At 65.0% G+C, this 23,149-nt stretch carries 25 protein-coding genes and 1 pseudogene; 17 read left to right on the top strand and 9 right to left on the bottom strand.

The window, feature by feature from the left end; all coding sequences use genetic code 11:
• Positions 1-16 precede the first annotated feature (16 nt).
• Positions 17-1,078, bottom strand: a complete 1,062-nt coding sequence (locus AC27IO_RS07945; RefSeq protein WP_498738316.1) for an SPFH domain-containing protein — start codon at positions 1,076-1,078, stop codon at positions 17-19.
• Positions 1,079-1,252: 174 nt separating this feature from the next.
• On the opposite strand from AC27IO_RS07945, the gene AC27IO_RS07940 reads away from it, so the two are divergent.
• The gene (locus tag AC27IO_RS07940; RefSeq protein WP_272566451.1) at positions 1,253-1,504 is read left to right on the top strand and encodes a DUF2061 domain-containing protein; all 252 of its coding nucleotides are present in this window, start codon (positions 1,253-1,255) and stop codon (positions 1,502-1,504) included.
• Between the two features lie 199 nt (positions 1,505-1,703).
• Here the strand turns inward: AC27IO_RS07940 and AC27IO_RS07935 are convergent, their stop codons facing one another.
• The gene (locus AC27IO_RS07935; RefSeq protein ID WP_272566450.1) at positions 1,704-2,009 is read right to left on the bottom strand and encodes a flagellar basal body rod protein FlgC; all 306 of its coding nucleotides are present in this window, start codon (positions 2,007-2,009) and stop codon (positions 1,704-1,706) included.
• A 496-nt stretch (positions 2,010-2,505) separates the two neighbouring features.
• On the opposite strand from AC27IO_RS07935, the gene AC27IO_RS07930 reads away from it, so the two are divergent.
• Complete coding sequence (locus AC27IO_RS07930) at positions 2,506-3,747, top strand: DUF5666 domain-containing protein (protein ID WP_498738307.1); 1,242 nt, start codon at positions 2,506-2,508, stop codon at positions 3,745-3,747.
• 126 nt (positions 3,748-3,873) lie between these two features.
• Here the strand turns inward: AC27IO_RS07930 and AC27IO_RS07925 are convergent, their stop codons facing one another.
• The gene (locus AC27IO_RS07925) at positions 3,874-4,566 is read right to left on the bottom strand and encodes a GntR family transcriptional regulator (RefSeq protein WP_317356759.1); all 693 of its coding nucleotides are present in this window, start codon (positions 4,564-4,566) and stop codon (positions 3,874-3,876) included.
• 81 nt (positions 4,567-4,647) lie between these two features.
• On the opposite strand from AC27IO_RS07925, the gene araD reads away from it, so the two are divergent.
• From araD to AC27IO_RS07910, 3 genes are all read left to right on the top strand, one after another.
• The gene (gene araD, locus AC27IO_RS07920) at positions 4,648-6,393 is read left to right on the top strand and encodes an L-arabinonate dehydratase (RefSeq protein WP_498738305.1); all 1,746 of its coding nucleotides are present in this window, start codon (positions 4,648-4,650) and stop codon (positions 6,391-6,393) included.
• 17 nt (positions 6,394-6,410) lie between these two features.
• On the top strand, positions 6,411-7,121 hold the full coding sequence (locus tag AC27IO_RS07915; RefSeq protein ID WP_284397471.1) for a ribonuclease activity regulator RraA: 711 nt from the start codon (positions 6,411-6,413) through the stop codon (positions 7,119-7,121).
• A gap of 87 nt (positions 7,122-7,208) precedes the next feature.
• On the top strand, positions 7,209-8,183 hold the full coding sequence (locus tag AC27IO_RS07910) for a Bug family tripartite tricarboxylate transporter substrate binding protein (RefSeq protein ID WP_498738302.1): 975 nt from the start codon (positions 7,209-7,211) through the stop codon (positions 8,181-8,183).
• A 295-nt stretch (positions 8,184-8,478) separates the two neighbouring features.
• Here AC27IO_RS07910 and AC27IO_RS07905 read toward each other — a convergent pair whose 3' ends face one another.
• Positions 8,479-8,829, bottom strand: coding sequence for a hypothetical protein (locus tag AC27IO_RS07905; protein ID WP_498738300.1), 351 nt, complete (start codon positions 8,827-8,829; stop codon positions 8,479-8,481).
• Between the two features lie 46 nt (positions 8,830-8,875).
• Here AC27IO_RS07905 and AC27IO_RS07900 point away from each other — a divergent pair, with 46 nt between their 5' ends.
• The 9 genes from AC27IO_RS07900 (at position 8,876) to rffA (ending at position 15,654) form a co-directional block, all read left to right on the top strand.
• Positions 8,876-10,288 (top strand): hypothetical protein, encoded by a 1,413-nt coding sequence (locus AC27IO_RS07900; RefSeq protein ID WP_498738298.1) that lies wholly within the window; start codon positions 8,876-8,878, stop codon positions 10,286-10,288.
• A complete protein-coding gene (locus AC27IO_RS07895; protein WP_498738296.1) occupies positions 10,285-10,983 on the top strand; it encodes a WbqC family protein in 699 nt (232 codons plus the stop codon). Before AC27IO_RS07900 ends, AC27IO_RS07895 begins: the two co-directional genes overlap by 4 nt.
• 70 nt (positions 10,984-11,053) lie before the next feature.
• Positions 11,054-11,908, top strand: coding sequence for a glycosyltransferase family 2 protein (locus AC27IO_RS07890; RefSeq protein ID WP_498738294.1), 855 nt, complete (start codon positions 11,054-11,056; stop codon positions 11,906-11,908).
• 4 nt (positions 11,909-11,912) lie between these two features.
• Entirely contained in the window at positions 11,913-12,479 is a 567-nt protein-coding gene (locus AC27IO_RS07885; protein WP_498738292.1) for a class I SAM-dependent methyltransferase, read from the top strand.
• 42 nt (positions 12,480-12,521) lie between these two features.
• Positions 12,522-12,839, top strand: coding sequence for a hypothetical protein (locus tag AC27IO_RS07880; RefSeq protein ID WP_498738290.1), 318 nt, complete (start codon positions 12,522-12,524; stop codon positions 12,837-12,839).
• Positions 12,840-12,846: 7 nt separating this feature from the next.
• Entirely contained in the window at positions 12,847-13,188 is a 342-nt protein-coding gene (locus AC27IO_RS07875) for a DapH/DapD/GlmU-related protein (RefSeq protein WP_498738288.1), read from the top strand.
• Positions 13,185-14,096 (top strand): glycoside hydrolase family protein, encoded by a 912-nt coding sequence (locus tag AC27IO_RS07870; protein WP_498738286.1) that lies wholly within the window; start codon positions 13,185-13,187, stop codon positions 14,094-14,096. The genes AC27IO_RS07875 and AC27IO_RS07870 overlap by 4 nt, the downstream gene beginning before the upstream one ends.
• Positions 14,093-14,470 (top strand): EamA family transporter, encoded by a 378-nt coding sequence (locus AC27IO_RS07865; RefSeq protein ID WP_498738284.1) that lies wholly within the window; start codon positions 14,093-14,095, stop codon positions 14,468-14,470. The genes AC27IO_RS07870 and AC27IO_RS07865 overlap by 4 nt, the downstream gene beginning before the upstream one ends.
• A 23-nt stretch (positions 14,471-14,493) precedes the next feature.
• On the top strand, positions 14,494-15,654 hold the full coding sequence (rffA, locus tag AC27IO_RS07860) for a dTDP-4-amino-4,6-dideoxygalactose transaminase (RefSeq protein WP_498738314.1): 1,161 nt from the start codon (positions 14,494-14,496) through the stop codon (positions 15,652-15,654).
• Between the two features lie 69 nt (positions 15,655-15,723).
• Here the strand turns inward: rffA and AC27IO_RS07855 are convergent, their stop codons facing one another.
• The gene (locus tag AC27IO_RS07855) at positions 15,724-16,707 is read right to left on the bottom strand and encodes a LysR family transcriptional regulator (protein WP_498738282.1); all 984 of its coding nucleotides are present in this window, start codon (positions 16,705-16,707) and stop codon (positions 15,724-15,726) included.
• Positions 16,708-16,881: 174 nt separating this feature from the next.
• Here AC27IO_RS07855 and aptA point away from each other — a divergent pair, with 174 nt between their 5' ends.
• Positions 16,882-18,243, top strand: coding sequence for an omega-aminotransferase AptA (gene aptA, locus AC27IO_RS07850; protein WP_487090308.1), 1,362 nt, complete (start codon positions 16,882-16,884; stop codon positions 18,241-18,243).
• Between the two features lie 91 nt (positions 18,244-18,334).
• Positions 18,335-19,861: a CoA-acylating methylmalonate-semialdehyde dehydrogenase gene (locus AC27IO_RS07845; protein WP_498738280.1), complete on the top strand. Its 1,527-nt coding sequence runs from the start codon at positions 18,335-18,337 to the stop codon at positions 19,859-19,861.
• Positions 19,862-19,961: 100 nt separating this feature from the next.
• Here AC27IO_RS07845 and AC27IO_RS07840 read toward each other — a convergent pair whose 3' ends face one another.
• The 4 genes from AC27IO_RS07840 to AC27IO_RS07825 all read right to left on the bottom strand — a co-directional run bounded on the left by AC27IO_RS07840 (position 19,962) and on the right by AC27IO_RS07825 (position 22,582).
• Positions 19,962-20,429, bottom strand: a complete 468-nt coding sequence (locus tag AC27IO_RS07840) for an OmpA family protein (RefSeq protein ID WP_284426919.1) — start codon at positions 20,427-20,429, stop codon at positions 19,962-19,964.
• 68 nt (positions 20,430-20,497) lie between these two features.
• On the bottom strand, positions 20,498-20,986 hold the full coding sequence (locus AC27IO_RS07835) for a hypothetical protein (RefSeq protein WP_284409944.1): 489 nt from the start codon (positions 20,984-20,986) through the stop codon (positions 20,498-20,500).
• Positions 20,977-21,558: a hypothetical protein gene (locus AC27IO_RS07830; protein WP_284407123.1), complete on the bottom strand. Its 582-nt coding sequence runs from the start codon at positions 21,556-21,558 to the stop codon at positions 20,977-20,979. Before AC27IO_RS07830 ends, AC27IO_RS07835 begins: the two co-directional genes overlap by 10 nt.
• 214 nt (positions 21,559-21,772) lie before the next feature.
• Positions 21,773-22,582 (bottom strand): FadR/GntR family transcriptional regulator, encoded by an 810-nt coding sequence (locus tag AC27IO_RS07825; RefSeq protein ID WP_498738277.1) that lies wholly within the window; start codon positions 22,580-22,582, stop codon positions 21,773-21,775.
• 243 nt (positions 22,583-22,825) lie between these two features.
• On the opposite strand from AC27IO_RS07825, the pseudogene AC27IO_RS07820 reads away from it, so the two are divergent.
• Positions 22,826-23,149 (top strand): annotated as a pseudogene (locus AC27IO_RS07820) (ABC transporter substrate-binding protein); the annotation flags it as partial.

The following is a 23,149-nucleotide window of genomic DNA, read 5'->3' as shown; positions in this document are numbered from 1 at the left end:
CAATCGATAGCGAAGACTAGACCAGCTTCTTGAGCAGTTCGGCCTTCTTGGCGTCGAACTCCTCCTGCGTGAGAATGCCCTTGGCCTTGAGTTCGCCCAGCTTCTCCAGCGTGGCCATCACGTCCTCGGGCTTGACGCCCGCCGCAGGCGCGGCGGCCACGGCAGCGGCCGCCTGCTGGGCCGCGGCGGGGTTCTGGCCCTGCAGGCCCTGCTGCAGGTTCTGCGCCAGCACCTGGCCCAGCGCCACGCCGGCGCCCAGGCCCATGGCGTCGCCGGCAATGCCGCCGCCGCCGTTGCCCGAGCCTTCGGCGAATTTCGGGATCGCCTGCGCCGTCTGGTACTGCATGAACTTGCCCATGTCGTTGCCGACCATGCCCATGCCGATCTTCTGGTCCAGGATCTTCTGCAGCTCTTCGGGCAGCGAGACGTTCTGCACCGTCATGCCTTCCAGCAGCAGGCCGATCTTGGCGAACGCGGGCTGCAGCTCCTTGGCCAGGGCCTCGGCGAACATCACCTGGTTGGCTGCCAGGTCGAGGAACGGCAGGCCGCTGCCCGCGATGGCGTTGCTGATGTTCTGCAGCACCAGGCCGCGCAGCTGGCCGTCGATCTCGGAGACGGTGTACTCGGCGCGCGTGCCCGAGATCTCGGTGTGGAACAGCTTGGGGTCGGCCACGCGGAAGGCGTAGTTGCCGAAGGCGCGCAGGCGCACGGCGCCGAAATCCTTGTCGCGGATGGTGATGGGCTGTGGCGTGCCCCACTTCTGGTCCACTTGCTGGCGCGTGCTGAAGAAGTACACGTCGCTCTTGAACGGGGACTCGAAGAGCTTGTCCCAGTTCTTCAGGTAGGTGAGCACCGGCAGCGTCTGCGTGGTGAGCTTGTAGGTGCCGGGGCCGAACACGTCGGCCACCTGGCCTTCGTTCACGAAGACCGCCATCTGCGACTCGCGCACCACGAGCGTGCCGCCGTTCTGGATTTCCATGTCCCGCATCGGGAAGCGCCAGGCCAGCGTGCCGTCGCTGTCCTCGGTCCACTGGATGATGTCGATGAACTGTTTCTTGATGAAGTCCATGAGGGCCATGCGGTGCTCCCGTTCGAGGTGTGCGGAGGGGTTGGAAAGTGCGGCCATCATAGCGGCGCCTCGGGGCTTGGCTATCGCGGCGTTGGACACGATCAATTGGCGCTCGCCAATGCGAATCACTAGCATTCGTGCAGTTGTTCGTTCCCATCCGAGATTGCCCCACAGGAGTCCGCCATGTCCCGCATCCGCCAAGCCACGCTCCGCAACCTGCCCACCCTCATGAAGACGGGCAGCTACTACCTCATCCACATCTGTGTGGCGGCCCTGGTGGCCTACGCGGTCACCGGCAACCTGATCGCCTCGATCACGCTGAGCCTGCTGGAGCCCACGGTGCAGGCGGTGGCGTTCTTCTTCCACGAAAAGGCCTGGGAGCGGGCGGCCCGCCGCCGCGCGGCAGCGGCCGGCGATGCGCCCCTGGCGGCTTGAGGAAGCGGCCATGAATACCGCACCGAATCCACGCCCCCGGCACTCGACCGGACCGTTTCAGCATTGGCTGATCGAGCGGCTGGCCGGCCTGGCCGGCGCGCTGTGATGGTCTGAGAGAAGAAGGAAAAGGAAAGAGGGCCGCCAGGGTGCCGTCGGCCCGGGCTGGCCCAGCGGACGGGTAAGAGGCGTATCCGGCGGTTCAGGCCCGCGTGTCGAGCAGCGAGCCCATCATGCGGTCTTCGGTACGCAGCACCTGCAGATTGGCCTTGAATGCATAGGTGGCCGAGATCTGGTCGACCGCATCGGCCTCGAGCGAGGCGCCTTCTTGCGCCGCACGGCCCACATTGGTGGTGGCCACGCCGCCTTGCGAGGCCACGGCCTCCTGGTCCACCGTCTGGCGCTTGAAGCCGGGGGTGTTCATGTTGGCGACGTTGTTGGCGGAGACATCCATGCGCACTTGGGCGGCGCGCAGGCCGGAGGCGGCGATCGAGGAAACAGAGGCCATGGGAGTGCTCCGGTGGAGGGCGAGGAAGTGCCTGGATTATCCGCCGCAGGTGCACGAATGACCAGCCCGGCCGTGCAAACGGCTGGGAATGATCGCACGCCCCTGCGCTGGCCTCGGCATGGCCGAGGCGTTGGTTTTTTCACCAGGGCACGCAGGGCCCGGCGTGGCGCGAAACGCTAAAGTGTACACAAGTGTTTCGAAATGAAATGGCGCTGGCCGCACGGCCGGCTCGGTGTTCGGCTGCGTGCCGCAGCGCATGCCGGGCGCGGTATCGAGAGGTATCGAGCCAGGCGCCCCGCCAAAGCCCGGTCGGCGCCGTGGCCAAACCCCTTCTAAAACTGAACAAGTAAGTACACATATTGAAATCATCGGCGCGACCGGTGATTCCAAGATGCCGCCAGGCGCTGGCGTGGCGCGCGGCATCGGTTCTGGCCGCTCAACCGCCAGCGCCGCCCGGCCTCGCCGTTTCAACATCCCATCGCCTTCGGAGGTTTCCATGCAGTCCACCTTGTTGCTTCCCGACGTCCACCCGTCATCCCCCGCGCGCCGCCGCCTGCTGGCCGGTGGCGCGGCTTCCGCCACCCTGGCGCTGTTCGGCTGCGGCGGAGGGGGCGGCGGCGGTGGCGATGTCTCCGGCGTCGGCAGCACGGCCGATGCGTCGTTCTCCAGCGGCCCCATCAGCGGCTTCGGCTCCATCATCGTCAACAACCTTCGCTACGACGACACCGCCGCGCGCATCCTGGACGATGCCGGCCAGGCCGTCACCACCGCCGCCCTGCGGCTGGGCATGGTGGTGGAGGTGAACGGCTCGGGCATCGCGGTGGACGCCAGCGGGCTGCGCCGCTCCGTGGCCTCGACCATCAGCCTGCGCAGCGAGATCGAGGGGCCCATCACCGCCATCGACACCGCCGCCCGCACCTTCGCCGTGCTGGGCCAGACCGTGCAGTGGGCCGATGCCACGCTCTACAGCGACAACCTGCCCAATGGCGCGGCCAGCCTGGCGGTGGGCCAGGTGGTGCAGGTGTTCGGCCTGCGCAACCCCGACGGGCTGTACAGCGCCACGCTGGTGGTGCGCGACGAGCCCGTGCCCACCCGCTACAAGCTGCGCGGCGTGGTCTCCGGGCTGGACGGCACGGCGCAGACCTTCCGCATCGGCGGCGCGGTGATCGCCTACGGCGCCGTTGCGTCGCAGGCCCCCGGCATCGCCAACGGGCAGTACGCCCGCGTGGAGCTGCAAACGGCGCCCGACGCGTCCGGGCGCTGGGTGGCCTCGGCCCTGCGCACCACCGCCAGCAGCGTGACGCTGCCCAGCGGCAGCAACGTGGCGGTCGAACTCAAGGGCTACGTCACCGCGTTCACCAGCAACACGGCCTTCAGCGTGAACGGCGTGCCGGTGAACGCCAGCGGCGTGGCCAACCCGCCTGCGGGCCTGGCGCTGGGCCGGCGCGTGGACGTGAAGGGCGTGTTCGTGAGCGGCCAGTTCAACGCGAGCGAGATCGCGCTGGAAGAGGCCGGCAGCCTGGCCAGCCGCAGCTTCGACGTGAAGGGATCGATCCAGCGCGTGATCCCGGCGGCCTCGGTGATCGTGGTGCGCGGCGTGCCGGTCCACTACGCCAGCGCCCGCTTCGAGGGCGGCACCGCGTCCGACCTGGCCGAGAACCGCTCCGTGGAGATCCAGGCGCAGGTGGCCGCCGGCACCTTCGGCCTGGTGGCGCAGACCATCCGGTTCGTTGCCTGATTCGATTGCTATCAATTAAATAGCGGTATGCCCTAGTAGATATTGCGCTGGAGGCCGATGGGGTTGACCATGGGCCGGCGCGGGCCCCTTTCGCCCCGAGCCGCCCGGGTCCGCTGCGCTCCGCCTTCAGTCGGCGTTCACGTACTCCGGATGGCGGGCGCAGATCTCGTCCACCTGGCTGAGCGTGCCCGACAGGTGCGTGCGCAGCGCCTCCTGGGCGCCGGGCGCGTCCCCCTGCGCGATGGCCTCGGCGATGCGGCGGTGGTCGGCCAGCACCGACGCGGCCTTGCCCGCGCTGGGCAGGTGCAGGTGGCGCAGACGGTCCACGTGGCCCGAGTGGCTGCGCACCAGCTCCCACAGGCGCGGCACCTCGGCGGCCTCGTACATCAGGCGGTGGAACGCCAGGTCGGCCTGCGAGAACGCTTCGGGCTCCAGGGGCTCGGCCGCGGCCTGCATCACGCCGATCTGGGCCTGCAGGCGCCGGGCGACGGCCTCGCCGCCCTGCAGCGCCAGCGTGCGCACCACCTCCAGCTCGATGGACCGGCGCAGGTAGTGCGCCTGCCGCGCGGCGGCCACGTCGATGCGGCTCACCACCGTGGCGTGCTGCGGAAAGATGTCCACCAGCCCCTCTTCGCCCAGCCGCATCAGCGCATCGCGCACGGGCGTCTGGCTGATGCCGAAGCGTTCGGCCAGCTCGGCGCGGGCCAGCACGGTGCCGGGGGTGAGGTCCAGCGACACGATGGCCGCGCGCAGCTTTTCGAAGATCTGCGGCGCCGCATGGCGCGACCGGTCGAGGCGGACTTTGTCTCTCACGTTCATAGGCGGCGGATTGTCGCACCGCACGATTTTGACGTACTAATATATTAGTGCTTTAATGCACCGAAACCTGTGATGGAGCCTATGACGACGACCCGCCGCACCCCCGAGTCCCTGCGCAGCGCACGCTGGTTCGCCCCCGACGACCTGCGCTCCTTCGGCCACCGCTCCCGCATCATGCAAATGGGCTACGCGCCCGAAGACTGGGTGGGCAAGCCCATCATCGCCATCGTCAACACGTGGTCGGACATCAACCCCTGCCACGGCCACTTCAAGCAGCGGGTGGAAGACGTCAAGCGCGGCGTGCTGCAGGCGGGCGGCTTTCCCATCGAGCTGCCCGCCATCTCGCTGGCCGAGGCCTTCGTCAAGCCCACCACCATGCTCTACCGCAACATGCTGGCCATGGAGACCGAAGAGCTGCTGCGCAGCCACCCGGTCGATGGCGCGGTGCTGATGGGCGGCTGCGACAAGACCGGCCCCGGCCTGCTGATGGGCGCCATCAGCATGGGCCTGCCCTGCGTCTTCGTGCCCGCCGGCCCCATGCTGCGCGGCAACTACAACGGGCAGGTGCTGGGCTCGGGCTCGGACGCGTGGAAGCTCTGGGACGAGCGCCGCGCCGGCCAGATCACGCAGACGCAGTGGCTCGGGGTGGAAGGCGGCATCGCCCGCAGCCACGGCACCTGCATGACCATGGGCACGGCCAGCACCATGACGGCGATCGCCGAGGCCATCGGCATGACGCTGCCGGGCGCCTCGTCCATCCCCGCGCCGGACGCCAACCATGTGCGCATGAGCGCCGAGAGCGGCCGCCGCATCGTCGAGATGGTCTGGCAGGACGAAACCCCGGCGAAGCTGCTGAGCCGCGAATCGTTCCTGAACGGCATCAACGTCGCCATGGCCGTGGGTTGCTCCACCAACGCCATCGTCCACCTGGTGGCCATGTCGCGCCGCGCGGGCGCGCACTGCGCCGTCACGCTGGATGACTTCGACGCCGCCAGCCGCCACGTGCCGGTGATCGCCAACGTGCGGCCCAGCGGCGACACCTACCTGATGGAGGACTTCTACTACGCCGGCGGCCTGCCCGGCCTCATGTCGCGCATGCCGCGGCACCTGCACCTGGGTGCGCGCACCGTCACCGGCCGCACGCTGGGCGAGAACATCGAAGGCGCCGCCGTATTCAACGACGACGTGATCCGCCCGTTGGACAACCCCATCTACGCCGAGGGCGCGCTCGCCGTGCTGCGCGGCAACCTGGCGCCCGACGGCGCCGTCATCAAGCCCAGCGCCTGCGCGACGCACCTGCAGCAGCACACCGGCCCGGCGCTGGTGTTCGACGACTACCCCAGCATGAAGGCCGCGGTGGAAGACCCCGACCTCGATGTGACGGCCGACCACATCCTGGTGCTGCGCAACGCCGGCCCGCAGGGCGGCCCCGGCATGCCCGAATGGGGCATGCTGCCCATCCCCGCGAAGCTGGTGAAGCAGGGCGTGCGCGACATGCTGCGCCTGTCCGATGCGCGCATGAGCGGCACCAGCTACGGCGCCTGCATCCTGCACGCCGCGCCCGAGGCCTACATCGGCGGCCCGCTGGCGCTCGTGAAAACCGGCGACCTCATCACCGTGGACGTGCCCGCGCGCCGCATCCACATGGAGGTGAGCGACGAAGAACTCGCCCGCCGCCGCGCCGCCTGGACGCCGCCGCCCGCACGCTACCAGCGCGGCTACGGCTGGATGTTCAGCCGCCACATCCTGCAGGCCGACCAGGGCTGCGACTTCGATTTCCTCGAAACCGGCTTCGGCGCCCCCGTGCCCGAGCCCGACATCTTCTGACCCCCGGAGACATGCCCTTGAACCCCGCCACCCGCGACCGCCTCGCCCACGTCAGCACCGCCACGCTGTGCACCGCCCTCTTCAAGAAGGGGCTGCGCAACCAGTTCCTGCAGAACGTCCACCCCCTGCGCACCGGCCGCGCCAACATGGTGGGCGAGGCCTTCACGCTGCGCTACATCCCGGCGCGCGAAGACCTGAACACCATCGACGTGTTCAAGAACCCCGACCACCCGCAGCGCAAGGCCGTGGAAGACTGCCCGCCCGGCGCCGTGCTGGTCATCGACAGCCGCAAGGACGCGCGCGCCGCATCGGCCGGCTCCATCCTCGCCTCGCGCCTCATGAAGCGCGGCGTGGCCGGGCTGGTCACCGACGGCGGGTTTCGCGACACGCCCGAGATCGCCGCGCTCGACATGCCGGCCTACCACCAGCGCCCCTCGGCGCCCACCAACCTCACGCTGCACCAGGCCATCGACATCAACGGGCCCATCGCCTGCGGCGACGTGGCCGTGTTCCCCGGCGACGTGCTGGTGGGCGATGGCGAGGGCGTCATCGTCATCCCCGCGCACCTGGCCGATGAGATCGCCGCCGAAGCCACCGAGATGACCGCCTTCGAAGACTTCGTGACCGAAAAGGTGCTGGAAGGCCGCTCGATCATCGGCCTGTACCCGCCCACCGACCCCGCCACCCACGGCGACTTCGCTGCCTGGCGCGCCGAGAAAGGCCGCTGACACCCGGCACACACCGCCCGCACCGCTTTTTCCGCCTTCCCCCGTTCCCCACATCGCAGCACCACAACGACACCCGGAGACAAACCCATGCGATTCATCCGAAACACCGCCCTGCTGGCCGCCCTGGCCCTGGCCCCATTCCTTGCGGGCGCCCAGGAATGGCCCACCGCCAAGCCCATCACCTACGTCGTGCCGTTCACGCCCGGCGGCTCCACCGACATCATCGGCCGCGTACTCGCCAACAAGCTGGGCGAGGCGCTCAAGCAATCGGTGGTGGTGGACAACAAGCCCGGCCAGGCCGGCGGCATCGGCGCCTCGTACGCGGCCAAGGCCCCGCCGGACGGCTACACCCTCTTCGGGGGCACCATCAGCACGCACGCCATCAACGCCAGCCTGTACAAGAACCTGTCGTACAACCCGGTCAAGGACTTCGAGCCCGTGGCCCTGGTGGCCACGCTGCCCAACGTGCTCATCGTCAACCCCGCGCTGGGCGTGAACTCGGTCAAGGAACTGATCGAGCTGCTCAAGAAAGACCCGTCCAAACGCATGTTCGCGTCGTCGGGCGCGGGCACCTCCACCCACCTGGCGGGCGAGATGTTCGGCGACCTGATCGGCGTGAAGCTCACCCACGTGCCGTACAAGGGCACGCCGCCCGCCCTCACCGACGTGGCCGCCGGCCAGGTGTCGTTCATGTTCGACCAGATGACCGCCGCCCTGCCCCTGGCCAAGGCCGGCCGCGTGAAGCTGCTGGCCGTGACCACCGGCCAGCGCATCGCCCTCGCGCCCGAACTGCCCACCATGATCGAATCGGGCGTGGCCGGCTTCGAGATGTCGTCCTGGCAGGCCGTGTACGCCCCCAAGGGCACGCCCAAGGCCGTGGTCCAGCGGCTGAACGCCGAGATCGTCAAGGCCCTCAAGCAGCCCGACGTGGTGGACAAGCTGCACACGCAGCTGGGCATGGACATCGTGGGCAGCACGCCGGAAGCGCTGGCGGCGCACATGGCCAAGGAGATTCCGCGCTGGGCGGAGTTGGTGAAGAAGTCGGGGGCTTCGGCGGATTGAGCGACGTTCCTGACCGTTCGCGGGCGCGCTGAAGGCCCCCGCCCGGATGGCCCGCATTGGCGGGCCATCGGCGTTTCAAAGGCCGGATTTAACCTCCCCGGCCTACGGGCCGGCGGCAACCCGAACGCGCCCGCGCAGGTGCGGGGATGTTTATGCCAGCAGTCAGTGTCTGTGCCTGGGCTGCATCCATCGATAATTCGCCGCGCAACGCCCGTTGCCCGGCAGGGCGGTCGCACCCCCTCGCGCACCATGGGTCTGCCTGTCCCGATATGAAAACGAAATACCGATGCCTCGCTTAAAAAATGCTTCCGTTCAAAGCGTCGGCATAAGTCCCTCCGGAAAGCCATTGCTGGCACTTTCTGCCTGCTTGACCGCTTTGTTCATCGTCTGGGTGGCTCTGTATGCTCGGCACGGCGTGGACTACACGGATGAAGGTTTTTATTTGAACTGGATTTCCAATCCGTTCCTGTATTCCGCTTCGATTTCCCAGTTCGGATTTTTCTACCATCCGCTGTACCTGCTGGCGGATGGAAACATCGGCACGCTTCGGCAACTGAATTTCCTTTTCACGCTGTTGCTCGGAGGCGCCGCCGCCTGGACGCTGCTGGGCAAGGCATTCGCAGAAAAAAATCGACGTCGCGACCAAGCTGGTCGTCGCGTCGGGCCTCGCCTGCCTGACGCTTCTGTCCGCTGTGTTCGCAGGCATGTGGATTCCCACGCCCAGCTACAACGCATTGGCGTTTCAGGGGCTGCTGATCACCGTGACAGGGCTGCTGATGGCCGCGCCGAGACAGGAGCGCGCGAGCGCGTTGGGTTACGTGATTGTCGGGTTGGGCGGGTGGGTTGCCTTTCTGGGCAAACCGACCTCGGCTGCTGCGCTGGCCGTGCTGGTCGTGCTCTATCTGGTCTTCAGCGGCCACTTTCGTTGGCAATCGGCGTGGATTCCCGCAGCCACTGCCGCCGCCGCTGCCTTGGTCACTGCGCTGGTGACGGATGGAGGCGTCCTGCCATTCATCCACCGAAATACCGAGGGCCTGCGGCTGGCGGGATTGCTCGATGCAAATGCCGGGGGCATCGGCAAGATTTTCAGGATGGACGGGCTGTCGATGGACCTCGCCACCGCCCTGGCGCTGCTCCTTGGTGCTGCCTTGTCCTTTGCCAGCCTGTGGGCCACGAAACCCTTGGAAGCACTCCCGAGGACGGGCCGCGCCGCCCTGCCTGTGGTGGCGATTGTGGGCGTCGCTGGCCTGGGCTATTTCGCCCTCTCCAAAATCCAGGGTGAAAACCGCGCGTTGGTTCTGTTCGCGTTGGCTGCGGGTGCGCTGTTGCCTGGATTTTTCTGCGCCTTGCGCTCGGGAGCTCGCCAAACCCTTCCCCTTTGCGTGTTGCTCGCCGCTTTGCCGTACGCCTATGCTTTCGGGTCGAGCAACAGCTACTGGGTTTCGATCAACGGCGCTGTTTTCTTCGTCGCGCTGGCCGCAGCCTGGTCGCTGAGGCCGCTGGTCTCGACGCCGCATTTCCCCCAGAAACTGGTGCTGTACACGCTTTTGCTTCAAGTCGCACTGGCCGGCGTGGTCCAGGGTGCTTTCCTGTCCCCTTATCGGCAATTGCAACCGCTTTACAGTAGCGCAGAACGCGTGGATTTCGGTGGACCTGGCAAAACCCTGCTCCTCTCGTTTGCCGATAACGAATACGTAACGTCGTTCAACCGGTTGGCCCGGGAGCATGGTTTTTCCGCCGGCACGCCGATGCTCGATCTGAGCGGGAATTCACCCGGAATCTTGTTCGCACTACAGGCCACCAGCATCGGCGTGCCATGGTCTCTGGGAGGTTATCCAGGCAGCCAAGGCTATGTGCAGGAAGCCCTCAAGAAAGTCCCCTGTGATCAGCTGGTGGCCGCCTGGCTGGTTTCGGAGCCCAAGGGTGTCGGGCCCCTTTCTCCTGAAATACTGAACGGCTTTGGCGCCGATCTGGAGCGTGATTACCAAGTGGTGGGCAGCACCGTCCACGCGGTCAGAAAAACAGTGCAATGGCTTCATCGGCCCCAACGGGATTCTGTTCAGGCCGTGAAGGCATGTGAATCCAATAGAAAGCGCGAGCAATGAAGAAGGTCGCCATTTTGCAATCGAACTATATTCCCTGGAAAGGGTATTTCGATATCATTGCATCGGTCGATGAGTTGGTTATCTACGATGACATGCAATATACCCGAAGGGATTGGCGCAATCGCAACAAAATAAAAACACCTCAGGGTGTCCAATGGCTGACCGTTCCGGTCATGGTCAAAGGCCGCTATCACCAGAAGATACGGGACACCCAAATCGACGGAGCCGACTGGGCACCGATGCATTGGAAGGCATTGGAGCAAAATTACAAACGTGCTCCCTTTTTTGAAGAAATAGCAGCGTGGTTGCAGCCTCTGTATGCCAAAGCCGCTCATCCGAGCAACATTTCAGAATTGAATTGTTCGTTGATCGAGGCCTGTTGTGATTATTTGGGCATCACCACGTCGATCACCAAATCTTGGGATTATGTTTTGCAAGACGATAAAGTCGAGCGCCTGGTCGATTTGTGCAAGCAATGCCATGGAGACATCTATGTCTCAGGTCCTGCTGCGAAAGACTACATCGATGAAAGCATTTTTGCGGCCAGTGGCGTCCAGGTATCTTGGTTCGATTACTCAGGGTATCCGCAATACCCTCAGCTGTGGGGCGATTTTGTGCATGAGGTCAGCGTGCTCGATCTCTTCTTCAATTGCGGAAAAGAGTCGCGAGACTACATGAAGAAGTCCGCCCCATGAAGCTGTCCATCGTCACGACCCTTTACCAGTCCGCTCCCTACATCACCGAGTTCCATCAGCGGCCACCCGGGTGGCCATTGAACAGGCCGGCAGCGACTACGAAATCATCATGGTGAACGACGGCTCACCCGATGAAAGCCTGGCATTGGCCGTCGGGCTGACGAAATCAGACCCCAAGGTCGTGGTGATCGACCTGTCGCGCAACTTCGGCCACCATAAGGCCATGATGACCGGGCTGGCCCATGCCAAGGGCGAGCATGTTTTTCTGATCGACAGCGATCTGGAAGAAGATCCGGAGTATTTGCTTCCCTTTGCCGATCAGATGGCGACTGAAGACTGCGATGTCGTCTACGGAATGCAGGAAAAGCGAAAAGGCCGCTGGTTCGAACGATGGACGGGGCAATGGTTCTATTCGCTGTTCAGCCTTCTCACAGGCCTCACCCTGCCGCAAAACGTGCTGACGGCCCGGTTGATGACCCGGCGGTATGTGGAGGCATTGGTGCTCCACAGGGAACGGGAGATTTTCATCGCGGGCCTGTGGCACATCACCGGGTTCGACCAGCGAGCCCGGATCGTGAAAAAGCACAGCACCAGCGAGACGACCTACACGTTGCGGCGAAAAGTGGCCATCATGGCCAATTCCATTGCTTCTTTCAGTCAGGCGCCGCTGATGGGCATCTTTTATTTGGGCCTGATCATTTCCACCTTGGCGGCGCTTTATGCGGGGTATCTTGTTTTCCGGTGGGCCTTTTTGGTAAAGCCCTTGAGCGGCTGGACCTCCGTGATGGCCTCGATATGGTTGCTGGGCGGAATGATCATCTCGTTCATCGGTGTGGTGGGAATTTACCTCTCCAAGATTTATTCCGAGAGCAAGCAGCGTCCCTATACCATCATCAGGAAAATCTATGCAAGCCAGTCCGAATAGTTTCATGAATGAGGTGGCGGAATACTATTCCGAAAAACTGGCGACGCACGGCGCCACGGCACGGGGCGTAGATTGGAATGGCGCCGAAAGCCAGAATATTCGCTTCGAGCAGTTGTGCCGCATCATCGATCGGCCTGGTCATTTTTCGTTGAATGATCTTGGCTGTGGTTACGCGGCCCTGCTGGATCATATGCTTGCGAAATATGAGGCGTTCGATTATTTCGGCATCGATATTTCGAGCGAAATGCTGGCAGCTGCAAAAGAGCGACACGGGGACCGCCCATTGGCCCAATTCAGGCAAGCCTCTCAACCCGAGGATGTATGTGATTTCAGCGTGGCCAGCGGTCTCTTCAATGTCAAGCTGGGTGTGAGCGTGGAAGATTGGGTGCCCTATTTCAAGCGCACGCTGGATGCCCTAGATCGCTCAAGCCGCATGGGGTTTGCGTTCAACTGCCTGACGTCTTATTCGGACGAGGATAAAAAAACGCGATTACCTCTATTATGCAGACCCCTGCTGGGTGTTCGATTTTTGCAAAACCTACTACTCGCGCCACGTATCGCTTTTGCATGACTACGGGCTTTATGAATTCACTATTTTGGTGAGGAAGTCGGTTTGAAAAAGCAACTACTGATTTTCGGCGCGGGCGAAATCGCAGAACTTGCCCATTTCTATTTCCAGTCGGACTCCGCCTATGATGTGGCGGCTTTCGTCGTGGATGCGGCCTATCGAGCGAGCGACACGTTCTGCGGTCTCCCCGTCATCACGCTGGAAGAGGGCATCGCCCGATTTCCTCCGACGGCCTGCGATTTTTTTCGTGGCGCTGAGCTACTCAGCGTTGAACGCCATCCGAAAGCAGAAATACCTGGACGCCAAAGCCGCGGGTTACTCCATCGCGAGCTACATCAGCTCCCGCGCCAGTCTTTTGAATGAAGGGCGCGTGGGAGAGAACTGTTTCATCCTGGAAGACAACACGATCCAGCCATTCGTCAGGATCGAAAACAACGTCACTTTGTGGAGCGGAAACCACATCGGGCACCACTCCGTGATCAAAAGCCACACCTTCATCGCCTCCCATGTCGTGGTGTCCGGCGGGGTGACCATCGGCGAGCAGTGCTTCATCGGCGTGAATGCCACGTTGCGGGATCACGTCACGATCGGCGATCGGTGTGTGATCGGTGCCGGGGCACTCATTCTGTCGGACGCCGAACCTGACGGGCTTTATGTCGGCACGGCGACCCAAAGATCCAAGGTGCCAAGCCATCGCTTGAAGAAGATATGAAGGCATGGAAAAAACGGGGGCTGGTCTTTTGCCCCAACCAGAATTTCGGCTGGATGCAGACCCATGCCGCCGTCCCCATTGCAGAGCGCATCGAAGGGGACCTCTACCGAATCTATTTCAGCACGAGGGACGCCGCCAATCGGAGCCGGACCGGCTATGTGGTCATCGATCTCCAAAAACCGCAAGCCATCCTGGAGCTTTCTGAAAACCCGGTTCTCGACATTGGGGCGCTAGGCACCTTCGACGACAGTGGTGCCATGGCGACTTGGTTGGCGGAGTGGAACGGCCAACGCTATCTGTATTACATCGGCTGGAATCTGGGCGTGACCGTGCCCTTTCGAAACTCCATCGGCTTGGCAGTGAGTTCGCCAACGCGCAACTTCGAGAAAATATACGAAGGCCCCATCGTGGACAGAACGATGCGTGAGCCCCATTTCTGTGCCAGTTGCTGCGTGATTCCAGGGGCTGATGTTTGGCGAATGTGGTATTTGTCCTGCACCGGTTGGGAGGTGAGGGACGGTCGGCCTTCGCACCACTATCACATCAAATATGCCGAGTCTGGCAATGGAGTGGATTGGCGCCGAACCGGCCAGGTGGCCATCGATTTTGGGGATTCGCAGGAATATGCCATTTCCCGGCCCTCTGTCCTTTACGAAGGTGGGCTTTGGCGCATGTGGTATTCCCATCGGGGCGCGGCTTACAGGATCGGTTATGCGGAATCCGAGAATGGCATCGATTGGAGCCGCCGCGATGCGCTCGCTGGCATCTCGGTGTCCGAGACAGGTTGGGATTCCGAAATGATCGAATATCCGCACGTGTTCCATCACGATGGCCAAACCTTCATGCTGTACAACGGGAATGGCTACGGGGCGACGGGCGTGGGCCTGGCGGTGCTGGAGTCGAAATGAATATCAAGATGACCCATTATCTGTATCTGGCTGCCACCATATTTTTCACGGTGTATGGCCAGTTGGTCTTGAAGTGGCGTATGAATCAAATTTCCGGGATGCCCACTGAGTTTTTTGAGAAGATCAGGTTCCTGGTTTTCCTGATTTTCGATCCCTGGGTATTTTCTGGATTTTTTGCCGCTTTTCTGGCGTCCCTGGCATGGATGGCGGCGATTTCCAAGCTGGAATTGAGCCACGCCTATCCATTCATGAGCCTGAACTTCATCATCGTGCTGATTCTGAGTGGTTGGATTTTGCACGAGCCGATTACCTTTCAAAAATCGCTGGGCGTGGCTTTCATCGTAATCGGAACCATCATCGTGGCACGCGTTTAACGGCTCACCGCCCATGAATGAATATGCAGATCAAAGAGGCTGATTTGAACGCTGAGAAAATCCCCTTCAATCGCCCCTTCATGACGGGCAAGGAATTGCAATACATCGCGCAAGCCAATGGCCTGCATGCGCTGGCCGGCGATGGCACGTTCACCAAGAAATGCCATGGCTGGCTGGAGCACCAATGCGGTTGCAAAAAGGCTTTGTTGACGCATTCCTGCACGGCGGCTTTGGAAATGGCCGCACTGCTGATCCATATCCAGCCGGGGGACGAAGTGATCATGCCGTCGTACACGTTCGTATCGACGGCGAATGCCTTCGTGTTGCGGGGTGCGGTTCCGGTGTTCGTCGACATCCGCGAAGACACGCTGAACATCGATGAAACGCTGATCGAAAGCGCCATTACCTCGCGCACCCGGGCGATTGTTCCCGTGCATTACGCGGGGGTGGCGTGCGAGATGGATGCCATCATGGCCATCGCACGCCGGCACGGAATCAAGGTCGTGGAGGACGCGGCGCAGGGGGTCATGTCCTTCTACAAAGGCCGGGCGTTGGGCAGCATTGGCGATCTGGGGGCGTTCAGCTTTCATGAAACCAAGAACGTCATTTCCGGTGAGGGCGGTGCACTGATCGTGAACGACCCCGACTTGGCGGTGCTGGCCGAGGTGATTCGCGAGAAAGGCACCGATCGCAGCCGTTTCTTTCGCGGCGAGGTGGACAAATACACCTGGCAGGAAGTCGGTTCGTCGTTTCTGCCCGGGGAATTGATTGCGGCGTTTCTGTGGGCTCAATTGGAAGAGGCGCATGCCATTACCGAAAGCCGCCTGGCGCGATGGAATCAGTACCACGCCTTGCTCGCGCCCATGGAGGCCCAAGGCCTGCTGCGCCGGCCCATCATTCCGGCCGAGTGCCAGCACAACGCGCACATGTACTACGTCCTGCTGCCGGAGGATGCCAACCGTGCAGAGGTCATGGCTTCGCTGAAGCGGGATGGCATCAGTTCGGTGTTTCACTATGTGCCGTTGCACTCGGCCCCCGCAGGTTTGCGGTACGGTAAATCCCATGGCCCGCTGGCGGTCACGCAACGGCAATCGGAGCGTTTGATCCGACTGCCGCTGTGGGTGGGCATTACCGAGGACCAGCAGTCCCGCATCGTGGACTCCCTGAGCCGAGCGCTTTCGTGACCGGAGTTTGAGCGGCGCGGCGGCCAGCCAAGCCGAGGCCGCGAGGAGCTTCCCGGATGACCGCCTCTCTCAGCGCCGGGTGTGTGCCGCCACGAGGCACCGCTGAAACGCCTGCGCCGCCCTCGGCGGCTCGGGCGACCTTCGCAGCAGGCTCACGAACTGGCATTCATAGCGCAGCGCCTCGGGCCGCACGGCCTGCAGGCTGCCGCGGCGCTCGAAGGCTTCGGCGTAGTGGTCGGGCAGGAAGCCCAGGTAGCGGCCCGAGAGCACCAGCGTGGCGATGGATTCCTGGTCGAAGCCCGTGGCGGTGCGGGTGAGGCGGGCCTGGTGGCTCAGCTCCATGTTGGGCGAGTGGTAGCCCAGGCCGGCGAAAGGGTGCGCGCGCACGGCGTCCCAGTCGAGCGCCGAGTGGTCCGCCCCGAACAGCGGGTGGCCCGCGCCGCAGTACAGCAGCATGGTCTCGCCGAACAGGTCGGTGTACAGCAGGCTCTGCGAGGCGCGGTGGGCGGGGATGATGCCCACCTGGTAGGTGCCGTCGATCACGCCGCGCTCGATGGCGTTGATCGAGCCCACGTGCATCTGCAGGTGTACGTCCGGCGCCTGGGCGGTGAAGGCGGCAATCGCTTCGCCGATGCGCGCGGCCGGGTTGCTCGCGGTCTTATCGAACACGGCCACGGCCAGTTGGCCGCCCATGCGCGAGTGGATGCCGTCCACGCTGTCGCGAAAGCCCTGCACGGCGGCCAATAGGCGCAGGGTTTCGTCGTACACGCGCTGGCCTTCCGGGGTGAGCGCGAAGCCCGCCCGGCCGCGCCGGCACAGGGTCAGCCCCAGGCGGGTTTCGAGGTCCTTCACGTGGCGGCTGACCGTGCTGGTGCCGATGTTCAGTTCCAGTTCGGCCGCGGCCATGCCGCCGCAATCGACCACGCTCTTGAACACCTGCAGCAGGCGCAGGTCCATGTCGCTCAACTGGCCGAGCACCGCGCGTTCGCGCGCGGCCTGGGGCGCCGGGGACGGCAGCGTGGGCGGGGCGGGGGGCGGGGCGTCGTCGGGCATGGCGAGCGGGGTGGGCTTTACTTGCATGAATCGTCAAGTAAACATTGATATTTGTCCATTGGAGGGATTATCGACCGCCGGAACAATGGGGCCACCCGCCCGCTGGCAGGGCCACCTGCGGCCTGTGCGGCAGCGCCTTGCGCCCCTTTTGTTTTCTTTGTGATTGGACCGACCATGAGCTTCACCGTCCTCGACTCCGCTCCCGAAGCCACCGCGCCGCGCATGGACGCGGCCTGGCTGGATGCGCACTGGATGCCCTTCACCGCCAACCGGCAGTTCAAGGCCGCGCCGCGCATGATCGTCTCGGGCCAGGGGGCCTACTACACCGATTCCGAAGGCCGCAAGATCTTCGACGGCCTCTCGGGCCTGTGGTGCGCGGGGCTGGGCCATGGCCGCAGGGACGTCGCCGAGGCGATCGGCAAGGCGGCCGCCACGCTCGACTATTCGCCGGCCTTCCAGTTCGGCCACCCGGCGTCGTTCGCCCTGGCCAACAAGATCAAGGAGCTCACGCCCGCAGGGCTCGACTACGTGTTCTTCACCGGATCTGGCTCGGAGTCGGCCGACACCTCGCTCAAGATGGCGCGTGCCTACTGGCGTGCCAAGGGCCAGGCCGGCAAGACGCGCCTGATCGGCCGCGAGAAGGGCTACCACGGGGTGAACTTTGGCGGCATCTCGGTGGGCGGCATGGTGGGCAACCGCAAGACCTTCGGCCAGGGCGTGGAGGCAGACCACCTGCCGCACACGCAGCCGGCAATGGGCTCGTTCGTGCGTGGCATGGCCGAGGACGGCGGCCGGGCGCTGGCCGACAAGCTGCTGGACGTGATCGCGCTGCACGACGCCTCCAACATCGCGGCGGTGATCGTGGAGCCGTTCTCGGGCTCGGCCGGCGTGGTGATTCCGCCCAAGGGCTATCTGGAGCGCATCCGCGAGATCTGCACGCAGAACCACATCCTGCTGATCTTCGACGAGGTCATCACCGGCTTCGGCCGCTGCGGCGCGTGGACGGGGGCGGAGGCCTTCGGCGTGACGCCCGACATCCTCAACTTCGCCAAGCAGGTGACCAACGGCGCGCAGCCGCTGGGCGGCGTGGTGGCCTCCAAGGAGATCTACGACACCTTCATGGCGCAGGGCGGGCCCGAGTACATGCTCGAATTCCCGCACGGCTACACCTATTCGGCCCACCCCGTGGCCTGCGCCGCCGGCCTGGCGGTGCTCGACATCCTGCAAAAGGAAGACATGCCCGGCCGCGCCAAGGCGCTGGCGCCGTACTTCGAGCAGGCGGTGCACAGCTTGAAAGGCGCGCAGCATGTGCTGGACATCCGCAACTACGGCCTGGCCGCGGGCTTCACCATCGCGCCGCTGCCGGGCGAGCCGGCCCGCCGGCCCTACGAGATCGCCATGAACTGCTGGAAGAAGGGCTTTTACGTGCGCTACGGCGGCGACACGATCCAGCTGGCGCCGCCGTTCATCAGCGAACGCGCCGAGATCGACCGGCTGGTGAGCGCCCTGGGCGATGCGCTGGCCGAGACGGCTTGAGCCCTGCTGCCAGCGATTGCTATTTATTTTGTAGCTGTATGCCCTAGTGGAATATGCACTGGGGGCACTTTTTACCCTGAACTCCATTCCCATGCACCAAGACCAGAACGTCACCGCCACCATCGGCCACCTGATCGACGGCCAGATCGTGGCCGACACCGCTCGCACGCAGCCCGTGTTCAACCCGGCCACGGGCCAGTCGTCCACCAGCGTGGCGCTGGCCTCGCAGGCCACGGTGGAGCAGGCCATCGCTTCGGCCGAGGCAGCCTTCCCCGCCTGGCGCAACACGCCGCCGCTCAAGCGCGCCCGCGTGATGTCCAGGCTCAAGGTGCTGCTGGAAGAGCACGCCGATGAAATCGCTGCCCTCATCACCGCCGAGCACGGCAAGGTGCTGAGCGATGCGCACGGCGAGCTGCAGCGCGGCATCGAGAACGTGGAATACGCCAGCTACGCGCCCGAGCTGCTCAAGGGCGAGCACAGCCGCAACGTGGGCCCGAACATCGACTCGTGGAGCGAGTTCCAGGCGCTGGGCGTCACCGCCGGCATCACGCCGTTCAACTTTCCGGCCATGGTGCCGCTGTGGATGTGGCCCATGGCCATCGCCTGCGGCAACACCTTCGTGCTGAAACCGTCCGAGCGCGACCCGAGCAGCACGCTGTTCATCGCCCAGCTGGCGCTGCAAGCCGGCCTGCCGCCTGGCGTGCTGAACGTGGTCAACGGCGACAAGACGGCGGTGGACACGCTGCTGCGCGACCCGCGCGTGAAGGCGGTGAGCTTCGTGGGCTCCACGCCGATCGCCGAGTACATCTATTCGGAAGGCTGCAAGCACGGCAAGCGCGTGCAGGCCCTGGGCGGCGCCAAGAACCATGCGGTGCTCATGCCCGATGCCGACGTGGACAACGCCGTGAGCGCCCTGATGGGCGCGGCGTATGGCTCGTGCGGCGAGCGCTGCATGGCGATCCCGCTGCTGGTGGCGGTGGGCGATGCCGTGGGCGACGCGGTGATCGCCGGCCTGAAGACCGAGATCGCCAAGATGAAGGTCGGCCCCGGCACCCAGACCGACAACGGCGGCAACGACATGGGCCCGCTGGTCACCCAGGCGCACTTCGAGAAGGTGAAGGCCTATGTGGACAGCGGTGTGGCCGAAGGCGCGACGCTGGTGGTCGATGGCCGCGGCATGCAGGTGGCCGGCCATGAGGCGGGCTACTTCCTGGGCGCCTGCCTGTTCGACCATGTGAAGCCCGGCATGAAGATCTACCAAGAGGAGATCTTCGGTCCCGTGCTGGGCGTGGTGCGTGTGAAGACGCTGCAGGAGGCCATGCAGCTCATCAACGACCACGAGTACGGCAACGGCACCTGCATCTTCACGCGCGACGGCGAGGCGGCCCGCTATTTCACCGACCACATCCAGGTCGGCATGGTGGGCGTGAACGTACCGCTGCCGGTGCCCGTGGCCTACCACTCGTTCGGCGGCTGGAAGCGCAGCCTGTTCGGCGACCTGCATGCCTACGGCCCCGACGCCGTGCGCTTCTACACCAAGCGCAAGACCATCACGCAGCGCTGGCCCTCGGCCGGCGTGCGCGAAGGCGCGGTGTTCGCCTTCCCGAGCAGCCGCTGAGCCCCACAAAGCACAGCGGCCCGGAGCGCGCAAGGCGCCCGGGCCGCCGGGTGGCCTGCCCGGGCGATGACCCCGGTGCAGGCGACGGAGGCGCGCGCGATCAGCGTGGCAGCACGGTCACCGCGTTGCGGGCCTGGTCGGTGCTGAACATCACGCGCAGGTTCTTCGCCGGCACGCCGCGCGACACCAGTTCCTTGCGCACGGCCAGGGCACGGGCCAGGGCGATCTCGCGGGCGTTCTTGGCGGTCTTGCGGTCGGCGTAGCCCTTGATCTCCCAGCGCTGGTTGCCGGCCTTGTCGGCGGTCAGGATGTCGAGCAGCGCAGGCGTGTCGGCCGGCAGTTCGGTCTCCAGGCCCGAGAACTCGGCCACGGTGCCGTCTTCGGGAATGCGCAGCGGCTCGGGTTCGGGGGCTGGCGGGGGCGCGACGGGCGCCGGGGCGGGCGCTGCGGCCGCCTGGGCCGATGCGTCCGCAGCCGCCGTGCTGGCTTCCGTGTTGGACGTGTTGGCGCAGCCGCCCAGGAGCGCGGCGCTGAAAAGAAGACCCAGAAGTTTGCTGTGAGAGGCCATGGAGATCACCTGTTGCTGTGAATGAAAAAAACGGATCGGGGGAGGGGCCGGGCGGGGCGGCGAACGGCTTACTGCACCAGCTGCCAGAAGGTCACGCTGGCGAACTTGGCGTCGCTCGCCCAGGGGTCCCAGATGGTCTTGTCGCCCTTGCTGCGGGCGCCTTCCCAGTTGCCCAGCGAGGTGGACATCGCGGGCGGGTAGCTGCCGCGCGTGCGCAGCGTTTCGGTCTTGCCGCCGCGGGTGTAGGCATAGCCGCCGGCGGCCTTGTCGGGCCCCGGGTAGACCACGATGACGTGGCCGTTGCCTGACTCCTTCTTACCCCCGACGATGACCGCCCCGCCGCGCGCGAGGTCGCCCACCTGCGAGGCGGGCACGGAGCGCCAGTGGCGCTGCCCCTGCACGTGGTCCATCAGCGCGTTGGCGCTCATGTAGGGCTGGTCGGGCAGGTACTGCTTGATCACGTGCCAGACGGCGTGGCTGCAGGAGTTGGGATGGAGGTCGGCGGCCTGGTCGCAGGCCTGCTTCAGCTTCGCGACCGCAGTGGCGTCTACGGGCATGGGGTCTTGTCCTGGTCCGGGGGCGTCGGGGGCTTGGCGGAGGCGGGCCCGGAGGCTGCCGGCCGGTACAGGCGGTTCTTGGCATCCCACCGCAGGGTGGGCAGGTGGTAGTCGCCACCCACGGCGGGCGAGCGCACCTGGAGCTGGATCTCGTGCGGCACGCCGTCGCGCCAGCGGCCGGGGACCACGTCCAGTTCCTCGGGCGGGTCCGCGGGAAAGAGGTGGGTCAATTTGCCGACGCAGCGGCCGGTGTCGTCCACCAGCAGGGGCAGCGGAAAGCGCTCCCACGGCGCATCGGGCGGCAGGCCGCGGTAGTGGGCGTCGGTGAACACGGCCAGCAGGCGCACCTTGGCGGCCTTGGCCGGCGCATTCCCGGCGGCGCCGCCCTGCACCAGTGGGCAGGCGCGCACCGCGTCGCGGTAGGGCTCCCAGGCCGCCGGCAGCGAAAGGTCCGCGTCCGGGGGCTGGCACTGGGCGGGGTCGAGCGCCATGGGGGGTTTCGCCCCGGCGTGGACCGCAGCGGACAGCATGGCGGCCGCCAGCCAGCCGGCCCACGGAAGAACTGCGTTCATGGGTGCATCAAAGAATGGAAATGGAATGTATCGGGTGCCCGAGCCGGCCGCGCCCTCCCGGTCGCGCTTTCCCGGTCATTGAGGGCCCGCAGGCGCGAAGTGTCGCCGCGGAAGCCGCGAAATCGATGTCAAAGGTTCCCGAAGATACCAATTGATTCAAAAATAACACGCCCCAACACCAACTTTTGGCGTTTTGGGGAGTCCGGCGCGCCGTTCAGCGGCTGCGGACGTGGGCCGAGCGGGGGCTGCGCAGCGTGTCGGCGTCCAGGATCAGGCGCCCCTGGATGCGGCCTTTCATGCGCTTGACGCTGCTGGTCGCATCCAGCATGTGCCGGGCCATCAGTTCGCGCACTTTTTCTGCATCCCGGGCGCGCGCCGCCTGCACGATCTCGCGGTGGAAGTTGGCGTTGGCCTCGCCGAAGCGCCGGTGCTCCGACTTCGGGGTGCGGTTGCCGTACACGATGAGCTGGCGCAGCATTTCGTTGATCAGCTCGCAGGTGAAGCGCAGGAATGGATTGGGGTTGGCCGCGGCCAGGATGTCGTGGAAGTTGACGTCCTCGCGGCGCTGGCTCAGCAGGTCCTCGCTGCTGGAGTTGGGATCGCAGCAGGCGATGCTGTGCTCCAGCGCCTCGAAATCGGCCTCGGTCAGGTGCGGCACGGCGCCGGCGGCCAGCTCGGGCTCCAGGAACTGGCGCACGGCGTAGATATTGTCGATCGTCACGTCCTGGAAGAACAGGTAGTTCTGCAGGAACTGCAGCGTGCGGTCCAGCGACACCTCGGCGATGGTGCCGCCGCCCGAGGGGCCGGTGGAGATGGTCACCAGACCCTGCACCTCCAGCGACTTGAGCGCCTCGCGGATGGTGCCCTTGCTCACTTCGAACTGCGCCTGCAACTCGCTCTCGCGCGGCAGGCGGTCGCCCGGGCTCAGGTTCTTTTCGGTGATGAGCCGCTTGATCTCCTGCGCCACCAGGTCGGGGCGCTTCAGGGGCTTGATCGGCTTGCCGGCGGGCGGTTTCGTGGCCATGGGTGCGTTGCTGGGTTGAAGACGGGGCAAGGCGCAGCGCGGTGCCTGGCACCCGGCTGTCGCTTCCGTGGTGCAGTGTATGCACCAGGGCCGTGCAGCGGCGGGTCGGGCAGGGTTTACGTGCACGCGATTTGTTCTATTTATCACTATAAATAGGAAAAACACGTGGCACGCCGCGTGCTTTGCAAAAAGCCGTGCCCTGGCCTGCAGGCCGGCCGACCCAACCCCCACAGGAGCCCCTTCATGCACCGTCGTCAACTCTTGCAACTCTCCGCACTGGGCGCGCTGCCCGCATCGCTGGGCCTGGCACGCAGCGCCTGGGCGCAGTCCGCCGGCGCCATTCAGTTCGGCTGCCCGGTGCCATGTCGGGCGCCTTCGCCGCCAACGGAAAGTTCGCCGACCTGGGCATGAAGCTGGCCATCGAGCAGTACGGCTCGGCCCTCAAGCGCCCTGGCCTACACGGTGCTGGACACCGAGGGCAAGCCCGCCACGGCCGTGCGCAAGGTGCAGGAGTCGTCGCAGCAGCAGGGCACGCGCTTTTTCGCGGGCGGCATCCTGTCGTCCGAA

It is taken from the genome of Acidovorax sp. KNOB132 (genome assembly GCF_057541515.1).
The sequence above is the reverse complement of the archived record's forward strand: the minus strand, read 5'-3'. Positions and strand labels throughout refer to the sequence as shown.

Bases quoted from the DNA above. Each gene is read 5' to 3' on its own strand.
- AC27IO_RS07945 (WP_498738316.1), bottom strand. From the start codon at position 1,078: ATGGCCCTCATGGACTTCATCAAGAAACAGTTCATCGACATCATCCAG.
- AC27IO_RS07940 (WP_272566451.1), top strand. From the start codon at position 1,253: ATGTCCCGCATCCGCCAAGCCACGCTCCGCAACCTGCCCACCCTCATG.
- AC27IO_RS07935 (WP_272566450.1), bottom strand. From the start codon at position 2,009: ATGGCCTCTGTTTCCTCGATCGCCGCCTCCGGCCTGCGCGCCGCCCAA.
- AC27IO_RS07930 (WP_498738307.1), top strand. From the start codon at position 2,506: ATGCAGTCCACCTTGTTGCTTCCCGACGTCCACCCGTCATCCCCCGCG.
- AC27IO_RS07925 (WP_317356759.1), bottom strand. From the start codon at position 4,566: ATGAACGTGAGAGACAAAGTCCGCCTCGACCGGTCGCGCCATGCGGCG.
- araD (WP_498738305.1), top strand. From the start codon at position 4,648: ATGACGACGACCCGCCGCACCCCCGAGTCCCTGCGCAGCGCACGCTGG.
- AC27IO_RS07910 (WP_498738302.1), top strand. From the start codon at position 7,209: ATGCGATTCATCCGAAACACCGCCCTGCTGGCCGCCCTGGCCCTGGCC.
- AC27IO_RS07895 (WP_498738296.1), top strand. From the start codon at position 10,285: ATGAAGAAGGTCGCCATTTTGCAATCGAACTATATTCCCTGGAAAGGG.
- AC27IO_RS07885 (WP_498738292.1), top strand. From the start codon at position 11,913: ATGAATGAGGTGGCGGAATACTATTCCGAAAAACTGGCGACGCACGGC.
- AC27IO_RS07870 (WP_498738286.1), top strand. From the start codon at position 13,185: ATGAAGGCATGGAAAAAACGGGGGCTGGTCTTTTGCCCCAACCAGAAT.
- AC27IO_RS07865 (WP_498738284.1), top strand. From the start codon at position 14,093: ATGAATATCAAGATGACCCATTATCTGTATCTGGCTGCCACCATATTT.
- rffA (WP_498738314.1), top strand. From the start codon at position 14,494: ATGCAGATCAAAGAGGCTGATTTGAACGCTGAGAAAATCCCCTTCAAT.
- AC27IO_RS07855 (WP_498738282.1), bottom strand. From the start codon at position 16,707: ATGCCCGACGACGCCCCGCCCCCCGCCCCGCCCACGCTGCCGTCCCCG.
- aptA (WP_487090308.1), top strand. From the start codon at position 16,882: ATGAGCTTCACCGTCCTCGACTCCGCTCCCGAAGCCACCGCGCCGCGC.
- AC27IO_RS07845 (WP_498738280.1), top strand. From the start codon at position 18,335: ATGCACCAAGACCAGAACGTCACCGCCACCATCGGCCACCTGATCGAC.
- AC27IO_RS07840 (WP_284426919.1), bottom strand. From the start codon at position 20,429: ATGGCCTCTCACAGCAAACTTCTGGGTCTTCTTTTCAGCGCCGCGCTC.
- AC27IO_RS07835 (WP_284409944.1), bottom strand. From the start codon at position 20,986: ATGCCCGTAGACGCCACTGCGGTCGCGAAGCTGAAGCAGGCCTGCGAC.
- AC27IO_RS07830 (WP_284407123.1), bottom strand. From the start codon at position 21,558: ATGAACGCAGTTCTTCCGTGGGCCGGCTGGCTGGCGGCCGCCATGCTG.
- AC27IO_RS07825 (WP_498738277.1), bottom strand. From the start codon at position 22,582: ATGGCCACGAAACCGCCCGCCGGCAAGCCGATCAAGCCCCTGAAGCGC.